This is a genomic window from Limnospira indica PCC 8005 (assembly GCF_000973065.1).
Taxonomy (GTDB): Bacteria; Cyanobacteriota; Cyanobacteriia; order Cyanobacteriales; family Microcoleaceae; genus Limnospira; species Limnospira fusiformis.
Genome location: NZ_FO818640.1, coordinates 2266988 through 2288888 on the forward strand (window position 1 = coordinate 2266988; position 21901 = coordinate 2288888).

Below are 21901 nucleotides of genomic sequence, written 5' to 3' on the forward strand. Positions count from 1 at the left end.
TAACCATCAAACCAACAGCCAAATTAAGATGAAATCACCTACTGCTACTTTACTGGTTTTCTGTCCTGACCGTCGTGGACTGGTGGCTAAAATTGCCAATTTTATCTACTCTAATGGTGGCAATATTATTCACGCTGATCAACATACTGATGCTTCAGCCCAATTATTTTTAACTAGGATTGAATGGGAGTTAAAAGACTTTAATTTGCCCAGAGATGTGATTGCGCCTGCTTTTAGTGCGATCGCCAAACCTTTAGAGGCTAATTGGCAACTACATTTTTCCGATACTATTCCCCGAATTGCCATCTGGGTGACTAAGCAAGACCATTGTTTATTAGACCTGTTATGGCGATGGCAAGCTAAAGAAATGCCGGCGGAAATTCCCCTAATTATTAGTAATCATCCCGACCTTAAACCTATTGCGGATCAGTTGGCGATCGCCTTTCATCATATCCCCATTACTCCCGACAACAAAAGCGATCAAGAAACCCAGCAGTTGGAGTTATTAAGACAACACAAAATAGATTTAGTAGTTTTAGCTAAATATATGCAAATTCTCAGCCCTCAATTTGTTAGTAGTTTCCCTTCAATCATTAATATTCATCACTCTTTTTTACCTGCTTTTCCGGGGGCTAATCCCTATCAGCGCGCCTATGATCGCGGCGTTAAAATTATCGGTGCCACCGCCCATTATGTCACTGCCGATCTCGATGAAGGACCTATAATAGAACAAGATGTTGTTCGTGTCAGCCACCGAGATACAGTTGCTGACTTGGTTCGCAAAGGAAAAGATTTAGAACGATTAGTCTTATCTCGCGCTGTCCGTCTTCACCTCCAACATCGTGTTTTAGCCTATGGTAATCGCACCGTAGTTTTTGCTTAAAATTAGCCGAATTTGGTCAGATTTTATCTGGTATGGTAACTGGGAAAGTTTCCCCGTTAAAAGTTACGCGATCGCCTTCTATTAATTTCCGTCCCCGTCTAGTTTCTATTTGTCCATTAACCATCACATAACCCGACTGAATAAAAGCCTTAGCCTGTCCGCCACTTTCCACTAACCCCGACAGTTTCAAAAACTTATCTAGTTTGATGTTTTGTTCTGTAACTTTCACCACCATTTCCTCAATTTAATTTATCAATCCACTCAGGAATTACCTCAATTGAACCATACCACTTTCCTGGGGAACTGGGGGAATGCCAAACATTATCTAACGTGATATTTTCTGCCCCTTCTAAATGGGCAGCCTCAACAGGTGTAATGCCATCACCCCAAGTATTTCCCACCCCCACAGTGATTTTATAGCTATTATAAGCTAGTAGTTGTCCTCGCTTACGTCCCCCCATAATCGCTTTACCAGCGATACAAACATAGCGGATATCTTCATAGAATGCACCGGGATAATTAAACTTAACAAAATCTAAATTTTTGCGAGTCCATTGTTCCCGACTAATATGGGGAGTTCCCAAGGTGATGAGACTCTTTATATATGGTCGCCCATTCCACAAACCCTGAGTATCTTCATTAACATCATTATGAATAGTATAGGGTTTTTCTCCCATATAAATTCTGGCAATCCAACCCCCAGCCGAATGACCAATTAAGTTAACTTGATCAGAATTATACTGAAGCCGAGTTTGCTGTACTGTCGTATTAATTTTACGCAAAATCGGTACCATTGATCTGCCTCCCACTGTCGGCAACCAATCAAGTTTTTTGATGGGAACAATAAGGGTCGGTATCCCTTCCTTTTCCAGAGATTGTGCTAACTCCTGATAGTCTTTGAATGAGGCAAAATAGCCGGGAATAATCACAGTAGGTCTGGGCATTTTTCAGAAATTTAATCCTTTTGAGTCCGTTTAGCCGTTGGCAAATCTTGGCGATCGCCTCCAAGACTTCAATCAAATGATACAATGAAGCGTTTACCCTTGTCGTTTTGTGCGAGTACAGATTGGTGTCAAGGGATTTAATGCGATCGCTTTTTTGTCCTAGGTGGGAATTTGTACTTATTTTGTCCATTTTCCCAGTAGGCTGTCATCCATTGGGCCAGTATGATAACTTACTCATTGCTTTCTGCTCTGGGACGGTTAATTCGGCTAGTGCGATCGCTTAATTCTGTTGGGTACTGCCTATATTGATTTAGGATTGTGTCAATCAGCTTCATTAGTTCGTTGTCTCTGGAGTTAACCTCTGATATCAGTTTCTGGTTTTGCTTCATTAACTGCCAGACTAAAAAAACTGTAATGCCATCAGTTCCCAGTTTGACTATATCTGGTAATACATTAGAGTCCATTGTTGTTGATTTCGTTGTCTCTTAAATGAAGTCCATGATCATCAGTTGTTTTAGTTAAATATTTTTCAATATGTCTGAAAACCAGCCAGATTATTTTTCTCTCTTCTCTAGTCTCTTTTCTTATTGAAGCTGCTAATCTATTGATGTCTTCTGTATTTTGTTTAACAGTTGTGTGTAGTTCAGAATATTTAGCGGATATAGCACCAGACAGGAAAGTTAGGACGTATAATGGAGAGGACGAGATGACTAAGAAGAACAAAAATGCCAGCCCCCTATAGTTACGACCTCAGACAAAAAGTTATTGATGCAATTGCACTAGACGGTATGCCCAAAACAGAAGCCAGTCAAGTTTTCCATGTCAGCCGGAACACCATTAATCTCTGGCTGCAAAGAAAAGCACAGACCGGAGACTTCCTCCCTAAACCTAATCACCCACCTGGCAATAACCACAAAATTACCGACTGGCATAAATTCAAGGCTTTTGCCCAAGAGCATGGCGATCAAACCTCCGCTCAAATGGCTGAACTTTGGGATGACGACATCTCTCCTCGCACCATATCCAGAGCCTTGAAGAAAATTGGCTTCACCAGAAAAAAAACTTACGGCTACCAAGAACGTTGGAAGCAACAGCGAGAGGAGTTTATTGCTCAGATTGAACATATGGAGCCACAAGAAGTGGTCTACCTCGATGAAGCCGGCATGAATAGTCAGGACTCGGATTACCCTTATGGTTACTGCGAGGAAGGAAAACGCTTCCATGCCCTCAAATCAGGGAAGAGGCAGGGCAGGGTGAGCTATATAGCCGCATGGTGTCATCAACAACTCTTAGCCCCCTTTAGCTTTGAGGGTTGTTGTAATCGGACAGTGTTTGAGTTGTGGTTGGAGTTTATCTTAATTCCAACACTGAAGCCAGGTCAGACTCTAGTGCTAGACAATGCAACGTTTCATAAAGGGGGACGGATTCCTGAGCTAGTGGAGGCGGCTCAATGCCGTTGGCTCTATCTACCACCTTATTCGCCAGACCTCAACAAGATAGAGAAATGTTGGTCGTGGTTGAAAGCCCGCATTCGCCATTGTATTGAGCAGTTTGATTCTCTCCATGATGCCATGGATTCCGTTCTCAAAGCTGCGTCCTAACCACCTTGACTAATGCTATAATTTGAGGAAATTTGCACAGGATTTGCGAAGACCGTCGCCAATTCCGCCAGATTGACCGTCTTGGCTTGAAACAGCGCCATCAGGAACAGGCAGACAAAGTTTCATCTCGCCCCGTGCCAGGGCAAGTGAGGGCGCAAAGTGTCTCGTAATCGGTTAAGCTCGTTCATGAGAGGGAAGTTTGGTTTGCGGTAATTCCGATCTAACCCTCTCACCCTAACTTGGCGCTACCCCCCCCACCCCTCGACTTTCGCCTCAGCCCGGAGCGCCCCCTTCAGCATTTTCGGCTAGATTCCCTTTTGGCTAAGACTTTCAGCTTTTTTGTCCTGTACTGAGGTGGCAACCCTATTTCATGCCTGAACGTCTCGCACAAGTGGTTATATTTAAACTTATGACCTCTTTGTGTCGCCAGCCAATAAGCGAAAGTAATTCACAAAAATAAGGCGAAAAATCGGGTTGAATCCACCCGAGTATATTCCATGTTATCGCCCACACTTTTACAATCTCTAAACATCATTTCGATACCCCATCGCGCTTGATAAATTTGCTTAACCAGCTGGGGATTGTCAAGTTTGGTTAGTAAATACCACGTTTCTTTTACCTTTTTTCCAGGATGATTTTTTTGCCCATAAACTCCTAGGTTAAATCCCTGAATAGGTTCATATTTTTGAAAGGTTACATTTTTTAAAAAGGAGGATTTGCAAAATTTACATTCCTGGGCTTTTAAAGACTTGCATGGATGGTTTTATGTGGCTACAAAAGCGCTCTTTTGATGGCGAAATACAACGTTTACCCCTCTGGCTATTAGCCAGTCTGCTAGTTGGGCGCTATGAAATTCGCGCGTCTCCTATTACCACAACCGGATAAGGTTTTAAAAGAGCTAGTACTGGCCCTAATACTCGTTTCTGTTCCCGAAAAGAACTACTGCCCAACTTGAAGAGTAGCTCCCCATATATTGGTAAAGCATGATTTCCCAAAATTATCGTGACCATCAGGAGATTCCGGTCTCTCCATTGAGTGCTCTCGATAGCAACCGCTACATAGTTTTTTGTTTTCAAACTTAATCTTGAGCGCTTTCTCCTTTGTTCTCTATTTAAATGTTTTTCTCGAAATTCAGATTTTAAAGCGGCCTTGATTATCGTAAACCACAGCAATTTAGCCGAAAGTTGGGGGAGTTTTAGAAATCGCTGGATATTTCGGATTCGACTCTTGTATTGAATGGGTTGGGGAAATAAGTTTGCGAGCGTTGATAATCTGACTTGCCGATAACTTTGAAGCATCATAACGAAGAGTTCTAAGGTCTGTGCTTGACTCTCGCTCAAATGGATTCGTAATAGTTTCTGGTATAATGTCTTTAGCATTTTTGGTCAGGGTAGCTCCAAGGGCCACCCGCTTTTTGACGACCTCTCCATTATCTCAAACAATTGCCCCATCTGGGTTTTCCCTCCGTTGTCACCCTCTCAGGCTTGAGGGTCTCGAGTTAGACATCCCACCCGATAGCAGTTGAATTTCCATAATGAGAATTACTGGTTTCTTTAGAGAAATTCTGTACAAAATCTGATGCTGTGATAGTATCTGGGTGGATTTGTCCGAGTACGGGCGGGTTCTCCAATCATCCTCTATCTTGACCAGATTATTGGTGAACCTGCCCCTACGGCTTAATTGTCTTTTGTGTGTGGTGGAGAAGATTCCAGGAGTGCTCAATAGGATGTCAACAGGATATTCAAGCATTAGTGTAGGGCGAGGTCAACTAGACCCTCTACGGATTGGGGTAATTGGTGTTGGCAATATGGGACAGCATCACACGCGGGTTCTCAGTTTGCTGAAGGATGTACAACTGGTGGGAGTTTCCGATGTTAATGTGGAACGGGGACTCGACACAGCCAGTAAATACCAGGTTCGCTTTTTTGAAGATTATCGGGATTTGTTGGAATATGTGGATGCGGTTTGTGTGGCGGTTCCCACCCGTCTACATCACTCGGTAGGAATGACTTGCCTCAAGGCCGGAGTTCATGTGTTGATTGAAAAACCCATCGCTGCTAGTATTTCCGAAGCAGAGTCTTTAGTCAATGCAGCCGCAGAATATCAGCGCATCCTGCAGGTCGGACATATTGAAAGGTTTAATCCGGCTTTTGCTGAACTTGGTAAAGTCTTGAAAACTGAGGAAGTTTTGGCTTTAGAAGCACATCGCATGAGTCCATACTCCCACCGGGCTAATGATGTGTCGGTGGTGCTGGATTTAATGATTCATGATATCGACTTGTTAATGGATTTAGTCCCCGCCCCGGTGGTGAAGTTAACTGCTAGTGGCAGTCGTGCTTCAAATTCGGGTTATCTTGATTATGTGACGGCTACTTTGGGTTTTGGTAATGGCATTATTGCCACTCTCATCGCTAGTAAAGTCACCCACAGGAAATTGCGATCTATTGTAGCTCATTGTAAAAATTCCCTCACGGAAGCAGATTTCCTTAATAATGAGATTTTAATACACCGCCAAACTACGGCGGATTATGTGACTGACTATGGCCAGATTCTCTATCGTCAGGATGGATTAATTGAAAAAGTCCACACTAGCAATATTGAACCTCTCCATGCGGAATTAGAGCATTTTGTCAGTTGCGTTCATGGTGGAAATCAGCCGTCAGTAGGGGGAGAACAAGCCTTAAAAGCCTTGCGATTGGCAAGTTTGATTGAACAAATGGCTTTGGATGGTCAGGTCTGGTCGGCGAGAGAACTACCATATCCTATCAACTCCCCGACGGTTCAAGTCGGTTGATAGCTGATATCCTCGAAGATGCTCTCCCCTGGGAAACAGACCCACCGAGTGGCTCTCTCTCGGTCTCCCAGAGGGAGCCTTAAAAGTCTCTTGACCGCGAGGGCAGTTTAGATGTATAGCATTAGTCAAGGTAGTTAGGACGCAGCTTGGAGAACGGAATCCATGGCATCATGGAGAGAATCAAACTGCTCAATACAATGGCGAATGCGGGCTTTCAACCACGACCAACATTTCTCTATCTTGTTGAGGTCTGGCGAATAAGGTGGTAGATAGAGCAAACGGCATTGAGCCGCCTCCACTAGCTCAGGAATCCGCCCCCCTTTATGAAACGTTGCATTGTCCAATACTAGAGTCTGACCTGGCTTCAATGCTGGAATTATAGCACAAGATAGAACAGTTAGGACGTATAATGGCAAGGATATCTACAGAAGACCCAAAATGCCAGCCCCCTACAGTTACGACCTTAGACAAAAAGTTATTAATGCAATTGAACTAGACGGTATACCCAAAACCGAAGCCAGTCAAGTTTTCCATGTCAGCAGGAACACTATCAATCTCTGGCTGCAAAGAAAAGAACACACCGGCGACTTCCTCCCTAAACCTAATCGCCCACCTGGTCATAGCCACCAAATTACCGACTGGCACAAATTCCAGGCTTTTGCCCAAGAGCATGGCGACAAAACCTCCGCTCAAATGGCTCAACTTTGGGATGACGACATCTCTCCTCGCACCATATCCAGGGTATTGCACAGTGAGGAATGATTAAGAGAACGGAGGAAGTTGTCCATGCTTCAAATAATAGATAAGTAAGCGAATTGATTTGTACAACATCTCAGTGGACTTGGAATCACACAAAGTTTTGCGATGTAGCCTGCCTAAATAGTGCCTCAGACGGCAGTTTTCTCCTTCTACTCTTGTCATAGCCGTTTTGCTGACTAGATGATTGCAATCCTCAATTAAGCAAGGATAAACTTTGTATCCGTCCGTAATATATATAGCATTAGTCAAGGTGGTTAGGACGCAGCTTTGAGAACGGAATCCATGGCATCATGGAGAGAATCAAACTGCTCAATGCAGTGGCGAATACGGGCTTTCAGCCACGACCAACATTTCTCTATCTTGTTGAGGTCTGGCGAATAAGGTGGTAGATAGAGTAAACGGCATTGAGCTGCCTCCACCAGTTCAGCAATCCGTCCCCCTTTATGAAACGTTGCATTGTCCAATACTAGAGTCTGACCTGGCTTCAATGTTGGAATTAAGATGAACTCCAACCACAACTCAAACACTGTCCGATTACAACAACCCTCAAAGCTAAAGGGAGCTAAGAGTTGTTGATGACACCATGCGGCTATCATACTTACCCTGCCCTGCCTCTTCCCTGATTTGAGTGCATGGAAGCGTTTTCCTTCCTCGCAGTAACCATAAGGGTAATCCGAGTCCTGACTATTCATGCCGGCTTCATCGAGGTAGACCACTTCTTCCGGCTCCATCTGTTCAATCTGAGCCATAAACTCCTCTCGCTGTTGCTTCCAACGTTCTTGGTAGCCGTAAGTTTTTTTTTCTGGTGAAGCCAATTTTCTTCAAGGCTCTGGATATGGTGCGAGGAGAGATGTCGTCATCCCAAAGTTCAGCCATTTGAGCTGCTGTTTTGTCGCCATGCTCTTGGGCAAAAGCCTTGAATTTTTGCCAGTCGGTAATTTTGTGGTTATTGCCAGGTCGGTGATGAGGTTTAGGGAGGAAGTCTCCGGTCTGTGCTTTTCTTTGCAGCCAGAGATTAATGGTGTTCCTGCTGACATGGAAAACTTGACTGGCTTCTGTTTTGGGCATACCGTCTAGTTCAATGGCATCAATAACTTTTTGTCTGAGGTCGTAACTATAGGGGGCTGGCATTTTGGGTCTTCTTAGTCATCTCGTCCTCTCCATTATACGTCCTAAGTATTCTGTCTTGTGCTATAGCTCACCCTGTCCTGCCTCTTCCCGGATTTGAGGACATGGAAGCGTTGTCCTTGCTCACAGTAACCATAAGGGTAATCCGAGTCCTGACTATTCATGCCGGCTTCATCGAGGTAGACCACTTCTTGTGGCTCCATCTGTTCAATCTGAGCCATAAACTCCTCTCGCTGTTGCTTCCAACGTTCTTGGTAGCCGTAAGTTTTTTTTCTGGTGAAGCCAATTTTCTTCAAGGCTCTGGATATGGTGCGAGGAGAGATGTCGTCATCCCAAAGTTCAGCCATTTGAGCGGAGGTTTTGTGGCCATGCTCTTGGGCAAAAGCCTTGAATTTATGCCAGTCGGTAATTTTGTGGTTATTGCCAGGTGGGTGATTAGGTTTAGGGAGGAAGTCTCCGGTCTGTGCTTTTCTTTGCAGCCAGAGATTAATGGTGTTCCGGCTGACATGGAAAACTTGACTGGCTTCTGTTTTGGGCATACCGTCTAGTTCAATGGCATCAATAACTTTTTGTCTGAGGTCGTAACTATAGGGGGCTGGCATTTTTGGTCTTCTTAGTCATCTCGTCCTCTCCATTATACGTCCTAACTTTCCTGTCTTGTGCTATAACTCCTACTAGACTCTATTCATGCAATCAAACCGTAACCTGTCAGCATATCCCTGCCATTACAGCAGGGCGTTGGCTTTTGGTCACATCTCACTTCCTCTAGGACTTGCGCTTACATTTGTTACTACTGATATCTCGACCAGATATTCAGAGTCCAGGAGGATTTAAAACGTTCCGTTTATATGGGCATTCCATCTTTAGACTTGTCCTATCCACCGGGGTACTTTTAAAGGTCTGTGAAGATGGTATATAAAAACCTCTTCTTTTCCCCTTGCTCTTTTGAGCGCAGCGTGTCAATCTATTTCGCTGCTTGCTAATTACGATGGTTCAAGTCGGAACATTCAGATTTCCTTAGTCATGGATGGTTGGCAGTGGTCACATTTTTGGTAGTAGGTTCTACCTCATGCCTTCCGTTCCCCGCTTCAATCCTAGGGTTATGAATCCTAAAACTGGGGGTGGCTATCGCCGTTACTCTCTACTCCCTGATTTCTCAGTTTGTTTATGACCTTGAGTTCCCTGCCTTGCTTAGATTTCTCCAAGCGTCGGGACATATAAACAGTTATGAGGATGGTCAGGAGTGCGATCCTTATATTCAATCAAGGGGTTGAAATCCCCACTAGGAGGTTATTTCAGGCATTGCAGCCTTATTTGGTCTCCTAAACGTCTCGCACTTATCAATTAGCCTAGCCTCTGGTGATTGTTGGGATCACAGTCGCCGTAATAAGTGTATAATAGGCACTTAGTCTCACTCATCCTAAACTATGCTGTTAAAGTCTACAACCCGTCACATTCACATTTTGACTGCGGAACTTCAGGATAACGAAATCATTCCCAGTGAAGAAAAATTGACCATTGACATTGACCCAGATAATGAATTTAACTGGAATGATGAAGCCCTGCAACAAGTCTATCGAAAGTTTGATGAGTTAGTCGCAGCATCGGAAGGGGAAGATTTGACAGAATATAATCTCCGTCGCATTGGATCAGATTTAGAGCATTTTGTGCGATCGCTTTTGCAATCCGGTCAAATCTCCTATAATCTCGGTACTAGGGCGGTCAACTATAGTATGGGACTGCCGCGAGTAGAAACCCCATCCTAAAATTAATCGTGCGAGACGTTTAGGCATCAAATAGGGCTGCAATGCCTGAAATAACAGCAAGCGTGAGGGTTCCAGCTCGTAGCTGGATATAAGAAGCTCGCTTCTGACCAACCTCATAACTGTTTATATGTCCCGACGCTTGGATCAATCTAAGCAAGGCAGGGAACCCAAGGTCATAAACAAACTGAGAAATCAGGGAGTAGAGGGTGCGAAATGTTGAGGAGACCAAATAAGGCTGTTATGCCTGAAATCACCTCCTAGTGGGGAAGCCAGCCCCGAGTCTGGATAAGAGGTCGGAGCCTCGAACCATTCCCCATAACTGTTTATACGTCCCAACGTTTGGATTGAACCCCCAAACAAGGCAGGGAACTCAAGGCCATCAAACAAACTGTTTTGATTGGGAAGTTATGACCCCATGATAACAATGAGTAGAGAGTGCGAAATCTTTAGGAGACCAAATAAGGCTGTGATGCCTGAAATCACCTCCTAGTGGGGAAGCCAGCCCCGAGTCTGGATAAGAGGTCGGAGCCTCGAACCATTCCCCATAACTGTTTATACGTCCCAACGTTTGGATTGAACCCCCAAACAAGGCAGGGAACTCAAGGCCATCAAACAAACTGTTTTGATTGGGAAGTTATGACCCCATGATAACAATGAGTAGAGAGTGCGAAATCTTTAGGAGACCAAATAAGGCTGTTATGCCTGAAATCACCTCCTAGTGGGGAAGCCAGCCTCGAGTCTGGATAAGAGGTCGGAGCCTCGAACCATTCCCCATAACTGTTTATACGTCCCAACGTTTGGATTGAACCCCCAAACAAGGCAGGGAACTCAAGGTCATCAAACAAACTGTTTTGATTGGGAAGTTATGACCCCATGATAACAATGAGTAGAGAGTAACGGCGATAGCCACCCCCAGTTTGAGGAATCATAACCCGTCAGATTGAAGCGGGGAACGGAAGGCGTGAGGTAGAACCTACTACCAAGACGCGACCACTGCCAACCATCCATGATTAGGGAAACCGAATGTCTGGCTTGAACCATCGTAACTCTGTAGTAGCGAAATAGGTTGACACGCTACGTTCAAAAGAACAAGGGGAAAAGTAGGAGGCTTCTTTACCTACCTGCACAGACCTTTAAAGTACCCCGGTGGACAGGACAAATCTCAAGATGGAATGCCCGTATAAACGGAACGTTGTAACCCCTCTAATGGTCTGCCTATAAACAAGTGAGTAATGCTATTCACAAGGCAGTAGTGAAAAATGTAAGCACATGGTGCGAGACGTTCGGGTATGAAATAGGGCTGAAATGCCCTAAATCACTACCCGGTGAGGATTACAGCCCCGAATTTGGATATAAGGATCGCACTCCTGACCATCCTCATAACTGTTTATATGTCCCGACGCTTAGGGAACTAAGCAAGGCAGGGAACCCAAGGTCCTAAGCGAACTGAGAAATCACAGAGCAGAGGGTAACGGCGATAGCCACCCCCAGTTTGGGGAATCATAACCCCAGGATTGAAGCGGGGAACGGAAGGCGTGTGGAGGAACCTACCTCCTACTCGACCACTGCCAACCATCTATGATTAAGGAAACTGAATGTCCGACTTGAACCATGGTAATACATTAGCAGCGAAATAGGTTGACACGCTGCGCCCAAAAGGGCAAGGGGAAAAGTAGGGGGCTCATACGACTACCTGCACATATAGCACAAGACAGAAAAGTTAGGACGTATAATGGCAAGGATATCTACAGAAGACCCAAAATGCCAGCCCCCTACAGTTACGACCTTAGACAAAAAGTTATTAATGCAATTGAACTAGACGGTATACCCAAAACCGAAGCCAGTCAAGTTTTCCATGTCAGCAGGAACACTATCAATCTCTGGCTGCAAAGAAAAGAACACACCGGCGACTTCCTCCCTAAACCTAATCGCCCACCTGGTCATAGCCACCAAATTACCGACTGGCACAAATTCAAGGCTTTTGCCCAAGAGCATGGCCACAAAACCTCCGCTCAAATGGCTCAACTTTGGGATGACGACATCTCTCCTCGCACCATATCCAGAGCCTTGAAGAAAATTGGCTTCACCAGAAAAAAAACTTACGGCTACCAAGAACGTGATGAGCAACAGCGAGAGGAGTTTATTGCTCATATTGAAAAGATGGAGCCGGAAGAGTTGGTTTACCTCGATGAAGCTGGCATCAATAGTCAAGACTCGGATTATCCTTATGGTTACTGTGAGGAAGGACAACGCTTCCATGCCCTCAAATCCGGGAAGAGGCAGGGCAGGGTGAGCTATAGCACAAGACAGAACACTTAGGACGTATAATGGGAGAAGGACGAGATGACTAAGAAGACCAAAAATGCCAGCCCCCTATAGTTACGACCTCAGACAAAAAGTTATTGATGCCATTGAACTAGACGGTATGCCCAAAACAGAAGCCAGTCAAGTTTTCCATGTCAGCCGGAACACCATTAATCTCTGGCTGCAAAGAAAAGCACAGACCGGAGACTTCCTCCCTAAACCTCATCACCGACCTGGCAATAACCACAAAATTACCGACTGGCAAAAATTCAAGGCTTTTGCCCAAGAGCATGGCCACAAAACAGCAGCTCAAATGGCTGAACTTTGGGATGACGACATCTCTCCTCGCACCATATCCAGAGCCTTGAAGAAAATTGGCTTCACCAGAAAAAAAAACTTACGGCTACCAAGAACGTTGGAAGCAACAGCGAGAGGAGTTTATGGCTCAGATTGAACATATGGAGCCGGAAGAAGTGGTCTACCTCGATGAAGCCGGCATGAATAGTCAGGACTCGGATTACCCTTATGGTTACTGCGAGGAAGGAAAACGCTTCCATGCACTCAAATCAGGGAAGAGGCAGGGCAGGGTAAGTATGATAGCCGCATGGTGTCATCAACAACTCTTAGCTCCCTTTAGCTTTGAGGGTTGTTGTAATCGGACAGCGTTTGAGTTGTGGTTGGAGTTCATCTTAATTCCAACATTGAAGCCAGGTCAGACTCTAGTATTGGACAATGCAACGTTTCATAAAGGGGGACGGATTGCTGAACTGGTGGAGGCAGCTCAATGCCGTTTACTCTATCTTCCGCCTTATTCGCCAGACCTCAACAAGATAGAGAAATGTTGGTCGTGGCTGAAAGCCCGTATTCGCCACTGCACGTGAGCAGTTTGATTCTCTCCATGATGCCATGGATTCCGTTCTCAAAGCTACGTCCTAACCACCTTGACTAATGCTATATATGGCCGCATGGTGTCATCAACAACTCTTAGCCCCCTTTACCTTTGAGGGTTGTTGTAATCGGACAGTGTTTGAGTTGTGGTTGGAGTTCATCTTAATTCCAACATTGAAGCCTGGTCAAACTCTAGTACTGGACAATGCAACGTTTCATCAAGGGGGGCGGATTGCTGAACTGGCGGAGGCGGCTCAATGCCGTTTACTCTATCTTCCGCCTTATTCGCCAGACCTCAACAAGATAGAGAAATGTTGGTCGTGGTTGAAAGCCCGCATTCGCCATTGTATTGAGCAGTTTGATTCTCTCCATGATGCCATGGATTCTGTTCTCAAGGCTGCGTCCTAACCGTATTGACTAGTGCTATACGTCCTAACTTTCCTGTCTTGTGCTATACGTCCTAACTTTTCTGTCTTGTGCTATAAATCCCGGTCCTATGATAACTATACTGGGAGATAATAAGCGCTACAATAGTTCACACCAGCCAGTCACTCAGCGCCAATAACTGTAGGGTGCGTCACATCCCGACAATTTTCGGAAAACACGAAAAGATTACATTTCGTGACGCACGCGCCCCTTCTGCACCACTCTATGTGTTGTTGTTCCAATGCTTGGCTGCTGTCTGTGTCGTAACCCTCGATTGTATTGGTATGAAACGAGACACTCTGGTCTGGTATCCAAATATTCCCTGAACCCAATTTGGTGGCTACTCCAGATGTGAGAACCCTCTATGCAAAATGATATGCGAAAATACTATCTATGGGCGCTCGTTACGGGCTTTGAGGATATGCCCGCTGGAACTTTGATTGCCGATCGCTATCTCAGCCAGGGCGGTCGTATTTTTGTGGACACTCAACCCGAACAACTTCCGCAAACTCCCGGAAATGATATTACCGCCGAGGAGATTTCCTGTTACCTGAAACTGTTTTCTGAGCGACTCCACATTCCCCAGGTCTATGGGTGGATACCTGCAGCCAAAAGTCCCCTAAAAAAAGATATATGGCTGTTAGAAGGATGCCCCATTGAACCTAAGTCGGGGGAACTTCGACCATTACTATCCCAAGTCTGGGAAGAAACATCAGCCATGCGTCAATTAAGCTGGTTATGGCAGATAGCTACATTGTGGTATCCCTTGAGTTGTCAGGGGGTCGCTTCCAGTCTACTTGATTTTGACCTGCTGCGGGTAGAAGGGCCTCTGGTCAGATTATTGGAATTACGCTACCAAGCTAAAGCCGCAGGACTATCTCAACTGGGGTCAGTTTGGCAATCGTTAATTCCTACAGCAGATCGCCGGATTCAGAAATTTTTGGAACAACTTACCCAACAACTGATAGCCGGGGAAATTAGAAAGTCGATGCGCTTGGCCAGTCAACTAGACCAAGCCTTAGTCATTTGTGGACGGTCTTTAGAAAGACAAGTCGATATTGTCACCGTCACAGATGCAGGTCCTACGCGATCGCATAATGAGGATGCCTGCTATCGGTCCGCGTACAACGATGGTATTGATGAAAACTCCATGGCTTTGGCTATTGTCTGCGATGGTATTGGCGGACAGGAAGGCGGCGAGGTGGCTTCTGGTTTAGCTATTGAAATTGTACGGGAACAAATGGAAAAAATTCCCCTACATCCCGCCAATTGGGACCCCCTTTCCTTGACCAATCGGTTGAAGCGAGCCATTAGTATTGCTAACGATGCCATTAGCGATCGCAATGATACCGAAGAGCGCCAGGGTCGTCAACGCATGGGAACTACTATAGTCATGGCTTTGGCTCATGTTCATGAAATATATTTAACCCATATTGGAGACTCCCGCGCCTACTGGATTACACCTGAGGGTTGCTACCAGGTTACCCTTGATGATGATGTCGCCTCCCGAGAAGTTAGACTAGGCTATACTATCTATCGTGAAGCATTACAGCAAGTATCATCGGGAGCCCTAATTCAAGCCCTCGGAATTACCCACTCTCTCAATTTACATCCTACCATCCAGAGATTTCCCGTTGACTCCGATTGTATCTTTGTCCTATGTTCCGATGGATTGAGCGATCGCGATCGGGTAGAACAATATTGGGAGAGCGAAATCTTACCAGTTTTGCAGGGTCAAACTACCCTCCCATCAGTACGAGATCGCCTCTTGAAAATTGCCAACACCCAAAACGGCCATGATAACGTTACCATCGCCCTACTGCATTTTCAAGTTTCCCCCAAGACAATTCAAGACTTACCGGAAATTTCCGTTCCTACCGCCATTAGTCTCAACGATGACACCATAGCCGATAGCTCATCAGACCTCAGCGGTTCTGACGACTCAGCTATGCAAACCGAATTAATTGTAGTTGACAAAAACAAAAGCCGTTCAATTTGGTTATTATCATTAGGCATTTTAATACTGTTGGGTATTGGCGGGGCCTTAGCTTGGACATTCCTAGGGGGTGATCAGACCACAGAACCCGACGAACCGCCTACTAGCACCCCCCTTACCACCAGACCCGCTGATCCTTCTCTCCCTACCCCAACTGTCCCCTATGGCGCAGGTGTTCCGCTTGGATCAGTCATCCAATTGAGTTCTGCTCGCACTATACAGAATAACATCCCCCCAAGTCCTATTGTATTGCACCAAGACTTTGTGGAAGGGGAATTAAAAGGGGAAGTTCCTAGCAATAGTGTCTTTCAGGTTCTCGAACGACAAACAACCCAAAATGACGGAACTTGGGTAGAGTTAAAAGTGTGTTCGGTTCCCTCATCGCATAATCTAGCTACACCAGACAATAATACCCCTTTACCGACAGAATTGGACGACTCCGACCCTCAAGGGATTAATCAACCCATAGATAACCTAGAGGAAATCACCACCCTACAGCCAGGAGACAGAGGCTGGCTCCGAGAGGATGATGTTCAAAGTCTCTGGCTGACTGATGTGATTATTCCACCGGAACAATACGGAAATTGCCAAGTTAATTCAGTCGGAACATTGGGCGATAATTAGCCAGATCTACCACCTAAGAAAGTAGGTTGCTAACTACCTTCCTAGGTGGTTTTGTCTCCCCTCATGGGGCTATGCTAACTCTACCTCTACTATTGCTAATATCCCTCACTAGACCGCGACAGCATCGTTTCGTGGATATGTTCGTCATGGTGACGGGTTTCGGCTAACAGTTCCCGCGCCTGTTCGTCCGCCATACTGTGATTAGGCTCCGAACCAGCTCCACGTGCGCGATCGCTTTCCTGGGCCACCCGCGAAAGCATGGTTTCGTGTAAATGTTCCTCATGGTGACGGGTTTCGGCTAACAGTTCCCGTGCTTGTTCGTCCGCCATACTGTGATTAGGCTCCGAACCAGCTCCAGGTGCGCGATCGCTTTCCTGGGCCGCCCGCGAAAGCATGGTTTCGTGTAAATGTTCCTCATGGTGACGGGTTTCGGCTAACAGTTCCCGTGCTTGTTCGTCCGCCATACTGTGATTAGGCTCCGAACCAGCTCCAGGTGCGCGATCGCTTTCCTGGGCCGCCCGCGAAAGCATCGTTTCGTCAAGATGCTGCTTATGGTGACGATTCTGGACCAACAATTCCCGGGCTTGTTCTTCTAAACTCATGATTTTAAATCTCCGATTTTATGATTAAAAAATTCCCCTACTAAAATTTTGGCATAATTTTAGAAAAAATGTATCCAAATTTACAGATTTTTTACTGTAAGTATATATGCGGATGTTGAAGTTGCCACTCGACCGGGCTGACGTTTTCGTAAACTTTTATAAACAGACTATTGAGAAAAGATATCATTTGTGTTATCAATGAAATATGGGACTATCCGAGTCATTTGTGAGCTAGGGCAGCAGTCATCAGCCCAATTTAGTGCAAATCTCTTTCATTTAGATGTGGTAATGAATTCATCAGAATTAGATCCGAAGTCCGGTGAAGTAGTAGAAGTGGCCTGGTCAAAAAGGTGGCAGGTCTATCGGCGGCTGCAAGAATTGGGAATTAGCTGTTGGTGTCAGGTAGATCACCCGCTGCGGGTAAAGATTACCAACACCACCGAAGCTGTTCAGCTTGCTAGTGTCCTGAGAAGGTTAAGTGCATCGCCACGGGAACTAGCCCTATCTCTGGAAAGGGCCTGGAATCGTAGTTAGGCAATAAATCCCATGAACCCAAGCACACCAAACAAACCGCAAAAATTATGTCTAAATTCAATAAGCAAGTTTCGGATTTCAGCCTTTCGGGTAGAGTTTTGCAGATTTTATTAAAAGGCAAAACCCCGCAAATCCTGCAACTGATGACTACATCAGGATTGTATACAATTAAGCTATCTAAGCGATTACGTGACGAGGCAAAACACCTGTTATCTGAGGGGTTAGAGGTGAGAGTATTTGGCGAAAAAATCCTCAATTTAAAAAATGCCAAAGTCAAACTCAAAGCCACCAAGATTATACCAGCATCTGAACCCTCAGTGCGCCCAGTCAACTCTGTGAGGCCCTCAACCAAAAGCCAGCCTAAACCGGCGAAAATTCTAGTTTGTCAGAAATCTGATTGTCGCCAGCGAGGAGGACAAGCAGTTTGTCGAGTCCTGGAGCAAGCCTTATGCGATCGCGGATTGCATGATCAAGTTAAAATTGAAAAAACAGGTTGTCTGAAAAAATGTAAATTAGGGCCCAACTTAGTTGTCATGCCAGATAAGGCTCATTATACGCGAGTCAAACCCTCAGATATTTCTGAGGTGATTGAGAAGCATTTGGCATCAACAACTACATAGAGTAATAGGGGCGTTTCGACTTCCCCTGCTGTAGCCGCCGCCTCTAGCAATCATCCTCTATTTCGAGCAGATTGTTCGTGAACCCGCCCCTAATTACCGTTTTTGGGTCGATTGTGAATCCCCCTCTCAAGATAGGGGGGAGAGCGATCGTGACATAAAAAAGTCTAGTTATGGGTAGGTTTGGGTAAGTCTGATGTAATGGATTATCCTCAAAAAACCCTGAGCAAATTTGAACAAAAATAGCGACGCATTCCCCCACCTCGCCCAACGGCAGGTGGGGGTCAAGGAGCCGCCGATCTGACAAGCCTTAGGTTATCATACCGTTATGGCACAAACCACATCAATCATCCGTACAGACCTATGGAATCTTAACCCGACAGCCAGCCAGCAAGTGCTGCTGCTCCAGACGGTTGAGGTCTCCCTAGGTGTCTGTCGGCATTTGATGGGAATTCTCTTAACTCATTGGCCATCTCTAGGGGGGTTATCGAGTCAAAAACGGGTTCTAGCCGTTGAGAAACTGATTCACCAAACCGCCAAGAACCCTAACCCCAAATACCGGCAATTTGACCAAACCTTTTACAAGTTCCCCAGCTACTACCGAAGAGCCGCCATTGTTTTCGCCGCTGGCCAAGTCAGTAGCTACATGACCCGATATCGGGAATGGCAATCGGGAACTCGTCAACGTCGGGATGCCAAACCTCCCGTACTCAATCCCAACAGTGGCTGTTATCCGACCCTGTATAAGGGTCAGTGCTATAAACTCCATGGCTATGACCGCATCGACATCAAGGTATTTAACGGAACTGATTGGGTCTGGACTACCATTGAGATAACCAGCCTACGAGAACGGCATACCGTAGATAGTAACAAGCTGCTGTCACCGTCCCTTATCTTCAATGAGCAGAAAAAAGCCTGTCATCTCTCAGTTCCATTTGAGTGTCATCCACCTCAACGGGAGGGAGAGGGTCGAGTTGTAAGTGTTGACCTGGGTATCAACACCACCGCTACTGTGGCAGTCGTGAATTTTGACGGCACTGTAACCTATCGGGAGTTTATTCACCCAGCCAGAGACATAGACGAAGTCGCCGCAGCCGCTGGAACCTGCGTCCAGCGGAACGGCGACCGTCGAGATAAGCGGCTGAAATCGGTATCTAAACGAGCTAGTAAGACAATGGGGCTAGGTGGAAGTCTCCAGAAAGGCTTCTGCTCTCATACCTACCGCAAATGCCGTAATATCAACCGTCAAATTGGGCAGATTGTCTCGAAGCGTATTGTGCAGATTGCCCAACAGTTCAATGCCGATGCCATTGTCTTTGAGAACCTGAAAGGATGGAACCTACATTCCGCAGGTTGACAGGGAATAAAAGATATGGTGCTAGTCTAGGCTAGAAAGGGTTCCTTCGAGCGGTAGGCTCTGGCGATGCAGATTAAAAATTTAGACCATCTGGGTTTAGTGGCTGGAGTGATTGACGAACTTGGCCTGGTCGAGTTGACGGATAAGCGGATTGAACCTCATAGCTTGGAGCATGTGAGTGCCGGACAAGTGGTTAAAGCCATGATTTTGAACGCCCTAGGCTTTCTCAGTGCACCGTTGTATTTATTCAGCGAGTTTTTTGAGAGTAAAGCGGTGTCTCATCTGCTCGGGGAAGGGGTAGAGGCTCGTCACTTGAATGACGACCGCTTAGGTCGAGTGTTGGATGAACTCTACGCAGAAGGGACGACATCATTTTTTCTCCAGGTGGCGCTCCAGGCTGTGGAACGATTTGGAATTGATATTCAACAGCGTCATCTCGATGCCACCTCGATCTCAGTAGAAGGGAAGTATCAGCGGTGCTCGAAGGGGAAATCCGAGGTAGGACTTGAGTCAGCTCCCCCCGGTGAGACATCAGCAGAACCCAGCCCAATTCGGCTGTGTCGAGGCTATTCCCGAGACCATCGTCCAGATTTGAAACAGTTTTTGATGACTCTAGTCTGTGCCGCCGACGGTGGCGTGCCGCTATGGTTGCAGTTGGCCAGTGGCAATGAACAGGACACTCAGCAGTTTGCAGAGGTGCTCAAGGCGTTTGGTGACCAATGGACTAGCGACGGTATCGTTGTGATGGATGCCGCCTTTTACACAGCAGCCAATCTGCAGCAGATGGAGACCACGGGGTGGCTATCACGGGTGCCGCTGACCCTAAAAGCGGCTCAAGAGCTGGTGCACAGCGATGTCACCCGACTGACTGAAGTCCCCTGCAACTCCAAGGATTACCGGATGTGGGAGATTGAGCAGACCTATGCCGGAGTGCGCCAGCGCTGGCGCCTCGTCGAAAGCCAAACCCGCAAAGCCAATGCCGACCTCTGGCAACCCGAATTAGAGAAGCTCGAACACCGCCTCAACCGCCAATTGAAAAAGCTGACCCAGCGGGTCTTTGCTTGCAAACCCGATGCCCTCGAGGCCTTGATGCAGTTTCAAGATGGACTCGAGGTGCATCAGCTCACTCAGGTCTCCCTGGAGACGGTGCGGGCCAAGCGACCCCCCGGTCGTCCCGCCAAATCCGCCGAACCCACCCCAGTTCAGGGCTATCGGCTCCAGGCCACGTTACAGCAGACCGCCACGGCGGAAGACCGCTTTAGCCGTCAGCGTAGTCGCTTTATTCTAGCCACCAATCAACTGGAGCAATCCCTCTGGCCGGCTCAGACCTGCTTGAGCGAATATAAAGGGCAACAGACCGTCGAGAGAGGCTTTCGCTTCCTCAAAGACCCCCTCTTCTTGGCCAGTAGCGTCTTTGTCAAAAAGCCGCAGCGGGTCGAGGCCTTAGCTCTCATCATGGCCCTAACCCTTATGGTGTATACCCTCGCCGAACGCCAACTGCGACAGGCGCTAGATGCTCAGAAGCAAACGGTGCGCGACCAACGCCAACAACCCACCGCTAAACCGACCTTTCGCTGGATTATGCAGAAGTTTCAAGGAATCCACTGGGTTAATCTCGATGGGCAAAGGCAGATTAGCAATCTCAATGATGAACGGCGATTGATTATTCACCTCTTCGGTCCACCCGTTGAGCGCTATTACTACGCATCCGGTTAATTACCTATCAACCTGCGGAATGTAGGATGGAAGACTAAGGGGGGGCGCAAGCGCTCCTTACTTCGCCAACGCTTTCATGGATGGCTTAAAGGTATGATTCGAGATTTGACGGAGATGAAATGGCAAGAGATAGGCGGTAAGGTCATTGATGTCGTAGCTCCACCTAAAAGCTGGCTTATGACGGCAGTGGAGTCGAAAGGGCGGGATGGCAAAAACTATGCCCTGGCTAAATTTTCCTAGGGCAAGCGATACAATGCCGACCTCAATGGGGCGCTCAATATTGCTGCACGAGGTATTCTTAAGCTCACTCGCCGTAGAGCGAAGCTCTTCTCGAAGAGCATGATTTAATCTCAAATTAGGTTAACATTTGACGGCAATACGGTATAATACCAAGTATGGTGCGAGACCTTCGGGTATGAAATAGAGCTGAAATGGGCGAAATAACTACCCGGTGAGGACTTCAACCCCTTGGTTGATTGGGTCGCATCCCTGGCCATCCCATAACACAGCCTGATTTTTGGGCCCACCTTCGAGACTTCCAATATGGTTGCCAAGGTGAAGCGTCTAATCAGGTCTAAGACTGCCCGCGCCATGCTGAAATGGGCGCATTATCGATTCAAACTAACCCTGAGACATCAAGGGGAAATAACTGAACAGTTGTAGATGTGACCGAAGAATACACCAGCAAAACCTGTACTCACTGTGGTCATGTCCATTCCCAGCTAGGTGGCTCAAAAGTGTTCCGATGTCCTGAGTGCGGGTTCACTCTACCACGGGACTGGAACGGTGCTTTTGGAATCTTTCTAAAAGCTTTGCGGGATACCGCCTCTGTTACCTTAACGGGTAATAGTGCTATCGTTGCATTGTCCGGGAACAACCGGAAAAATGTCGCGTAAATGTATCAGTAAGGACAGTGAGGAACCCTCGATCCAAAGTTCTCGAGGTTCGCCTAGAAGCTGGGC

15 protein-coding genes and 10 pseudogenes are annotated in these 21901 nt (G+C 46.5%); 14 read left to right on the forward strand and 11 right to left on the reverse strand.

Annotated features, from left to right (window positions below; all coding sequences use genetic code 11):
* Positions 1-28: 28 nt before the first annotated feature.
* Positions 29-883 (forward strand): formyltetrahydrofolate deformylase, encoded by an 855-nt coding sequence (gene purU / locus XZ46_RS09910; RefSeq protein ID WP_008050179.1) that lies wholly within the window; start codon positions 29-31, stop codon positions 881-883.
* A 16-nt stretch (positions 884-899) separates the two neighbouring features.
* On the opposite strand, the gene XZ46_RS09915 is transcribed toward purU, so the two are convergent.
* The 4 genes from XZ46_RS09915 to XZ46_RS09925 are packed head-to-tail and all read right to left on the reverse strand — an operon-like array spanning position 900 to position 2291.
* Positions 900-1118, reverse strand: a complete 219-nt coding sequence (locus XZ46_RS09915; protein ID WP_006626164.1) for an RNA-binding S4 domain-containing protein — start codon at positions 1116-1118, stop codon at positions 900-902.
* A 4-nt stretch (positions 1119-1122) separates the two neighbouring features.
* On the reverse strand, positions 1123-1812 hold the full coding sequence (locus XZ46_RS09920) for an esterase/lipase family protein (RefSeq protein WP_228116573.1): 690 nt from the start codon (positions 1810-1812) through the stop codon (positions 1123-1125).
* Positions 1706-2017, reverse strand: coding sequence for a hypothetical protein (locus tag XZ46_RS36480; protein ID WP_228116639.1), 312 nt, complete (start codon positions 2015-2017; stop codon positions 1706-1708). The genes XZ46_RS09920 and XZ46_RS36480 overlap by 107 nt, the downstream gene beginning before the upstream one ends.
* Positions 2018-2057: 40 nt before the next feature.
* On the reverse strand, positions 2058-2291 hold the full coding sequence (locus tag XZ46_RS09925; RefSeq protein ID WP_006626162.1) for a hypothetical protein: 234 nt from the start codon (positions 2289-2291) through the stop codon (positions 2058-2060).
* 261 nt (positions 2292-2552) lie between these two features.
* Here XZ46_RS09925 and XZ46_RS09935 point away from each other — a divergent pair, with 261 nt between their 5' ends.
* Entirely contained in the window at positions 2553-3428 is an 876-nt protein-coding gene (locus tag XZ46_RS09935) for an IS630 family transposase (RefSeq protein WP_046321284.1), read from the forward strand.
* A 17-nt stretch (positions 3429-3445) separates the two neighbouring features.
* Here XZ46_RS09935 and XZ46_RS34120 read toward each other — a convergent pair.
* Both XZ46_RS34120 and XZ46_RS32215 read right to left on the reverse strand, forming a co-directional pair.
* Positions 3446-3616 (reverse strand): annotated as a pseudogene (locus tag XZ46_RS34120) (IS4 family transposase); the annotation flags it as partial.
* Between the two features lie 200 nt (positions 3617-3816).
* Positions 3817-4807 (reverse strand): annotated as a pseudogene (locus XZ46_RS32215) (IS4 family transposase); the annotation flags it as partial.
* 347 nt (positions 4808-5154) lie between these two features.
* Between XZ46_RS32215 and XZ46_RS09945 the strand changes: the two are divergent.
* Positions 5155-6222 (forward strand): Gfo/Idh/MocA family protein, encoded by a 1068-nt coding sequence (locus tag XZ46_RS09945; RefSeq protein ID WP_006616252.1) that lies wholly within the window; start codon positions 5155-5157, stop codon positions 6220-6222.
* Between the two features lie 134 nt (positions 6223-6356).
* Here XZ46_RS09945 and XZ46_RS28965 read toward each other — a convergent pair.
* Positions 6357-6599, reverse strand: a pseudogene (locus tag XZ46_RS28965) (transposase); the annotation flags it as partial.
* A 61-nt stretch (positions 6600-6660) separates the two neighbouring features.
* Here XZ46_RS28965 and XZ46_RS09950 point away from each other — a divergent pair.
* A pseudogene (locus XZ46_RS09950) lies at positions 6661-6969 on the forward strand (IS630 transposase-related protein); the annotation flags it as partial.
* Positions 6970-6984: 15 nt separating this feature from the next.
* Here XZ46_RS09950 and XZ46_RS28970 read toward each other — a convergent pair.
* The 3 genes and pseudogenes from XZ46_RS28970 to XZ46_RS09965 all read right to left on the reverse strand — a co-directional run.
* Positions 6985-7218, reverse strand: a pseudogene (locus XZ46_RS28970) (IS1 family transposase); the annotation flags it as partial.
* 17 nt (positions 7219-7235) lie between these two features.
* Positions 7236-8112 (reverse strand): IS630-like element ISAtsp1 family transposase gene (locus XZ46_RS32220; RefSeq protein ID WP_157883436.1). Its coding sequence is split into 2 segments (ribosomal slippage): positions 7236-7781 and positions 7783-8112, totalling 876 coding nucleotides; the frame shifts between segments, so codons are not numbered across the junction.
* 65 nt (positions 8113-8177) lie between these two features.
* Positions 8178-8711, reverse strand: a pseudogene (locus tag XZ46_RS09965) (IS630 transposase-related protein); the annotation flags it as partial.
* An 825-nt stretch (positions 8712-9536) separates the two neighbouring features.
* Here XZ46_RS09965 and XZ46_RS09970 point away from each other — a divergent pair.
* The 5 genes and pseudogenes from XZ46_RS09970 (at position 9537) to XZ46_RS09995 (ending at position 16113) form a co-directional block, all read left to right on the forward strand.
* Complete coding sequence (locus tag XZ46_RS09970; protein WP_006615757.1) at positions 9537-9875, forward strand: NAD(P)H-quinone oxidoreductase subunit M; 339 nt, start codon at positions 9537-9539, stop codon at positions 9873-9875.
* Positions 9876-11636: 1761 nt separating this feature from the next.
* Positions 11637-12170, forward strand: a pseudogene (locus XZ46_RS09975) (IS630 transposase-related protein); the annotation flags it as partial.
* A 67-nt stretch (positions 12171-12237) separates the two neighbouring features.
* Positions 12238-13115 (forward strand): annotated as a pseudogene (locus tag XZ46_RS32235) (IS630 family transposase).
* 21 nt (positions 13116-13136) lie between these two features.
* Positions 13137-13475, forward strand: a pseudogene (locus tag XZ46_RS09990) (IS630 family transposase); the annotation flags it as partial.
* A 382-nt stretch (positions 13476-13857) separates the two neighbouring features.
* Positions 13858-16113, forward strand: coding sequence for a PP2C family protein-serine/threonine phosphatase (locus XZ46_RS09995; protein ID WP_006626155.1), 2256 nt, complete (start codon positions 13858-13860; stop codon positions 16111-16113).
* Between the two features lie 95 nt (positions 16114-16208).
* On the opposite strand, the gene XZ46_RS36485 is transcribed toward XZ46_RS09995, so the two are convergent.
* Complete coding sequence (locus tag XZ46_RS36485) at positions 16209-16715, reverse strand: hypothetical protein (RefSeq protein WP_008050218.1); 507 nt, start codon at positions 16713-16715, stop codon at positions 16209-16211.
* Between the two features lie 288 nt (positions 16716-17003).
* Between XZ46_RS36485 and XZ46_RS10005 the strand changes: the two genes are divergently transcribed.
* The 5 genes and pseudogenes from XZ46_RS10005 to XZ46_RS28980 all read left to right on the forward strand — a co-directional run.
* Entirely contained in the window at positions 17004-17249 is a 246-nt protein-coding gene (locus XZ46_RS10005; RefSeq protein ID WP_035760234.1) for an Asr1405/Asl0597 family protein, read from the forward strand.
* 47 nt (positions 17250-17296) lie between these two features.
* Positions 17297-17869, forward strand: coding sequence for a (2Fe-2S) ferredoxin domain-containing protein (locus XZ46_RS10010; protein ID WP_006626152.1), 573 nt, complete (start codon positions 17297-17299; stop codon positions 17867-17869).
* A gap of 325 nt (positions 17870-18194) precedes the next feature.
* Complete coding sequence (locus XZ46_RS10015; protein ID WP_006669275.1) at positions 18195-19223, forward strand: transposase; 1029 nt, start codon at positions 18195-18197, stop codon at positions 19221-19223.
* A 66-nt stretch (positions 19224-19289) separates the two neighbouring features.
* Entirely contained in the window at positions 19290-20939 is a 1650-nt protein-coding gene (locus XZ46_RS10020; RefSeq protein WP_048895005.1) for an IS1634-like element ISAtsp2 family transposase, read from the forward strand.
* Positions 20940-21443: 504 nt separating this feature from the next.
* Positions 21444-21835, forward strand: a pseudogene (locus tag XZ46_RS28980) (zinc ribbon domain-containing protein); the annotation flags it as partial.
* Between the last annotated feature and the right edge of the window lie 66 nt (positions 21836-21901).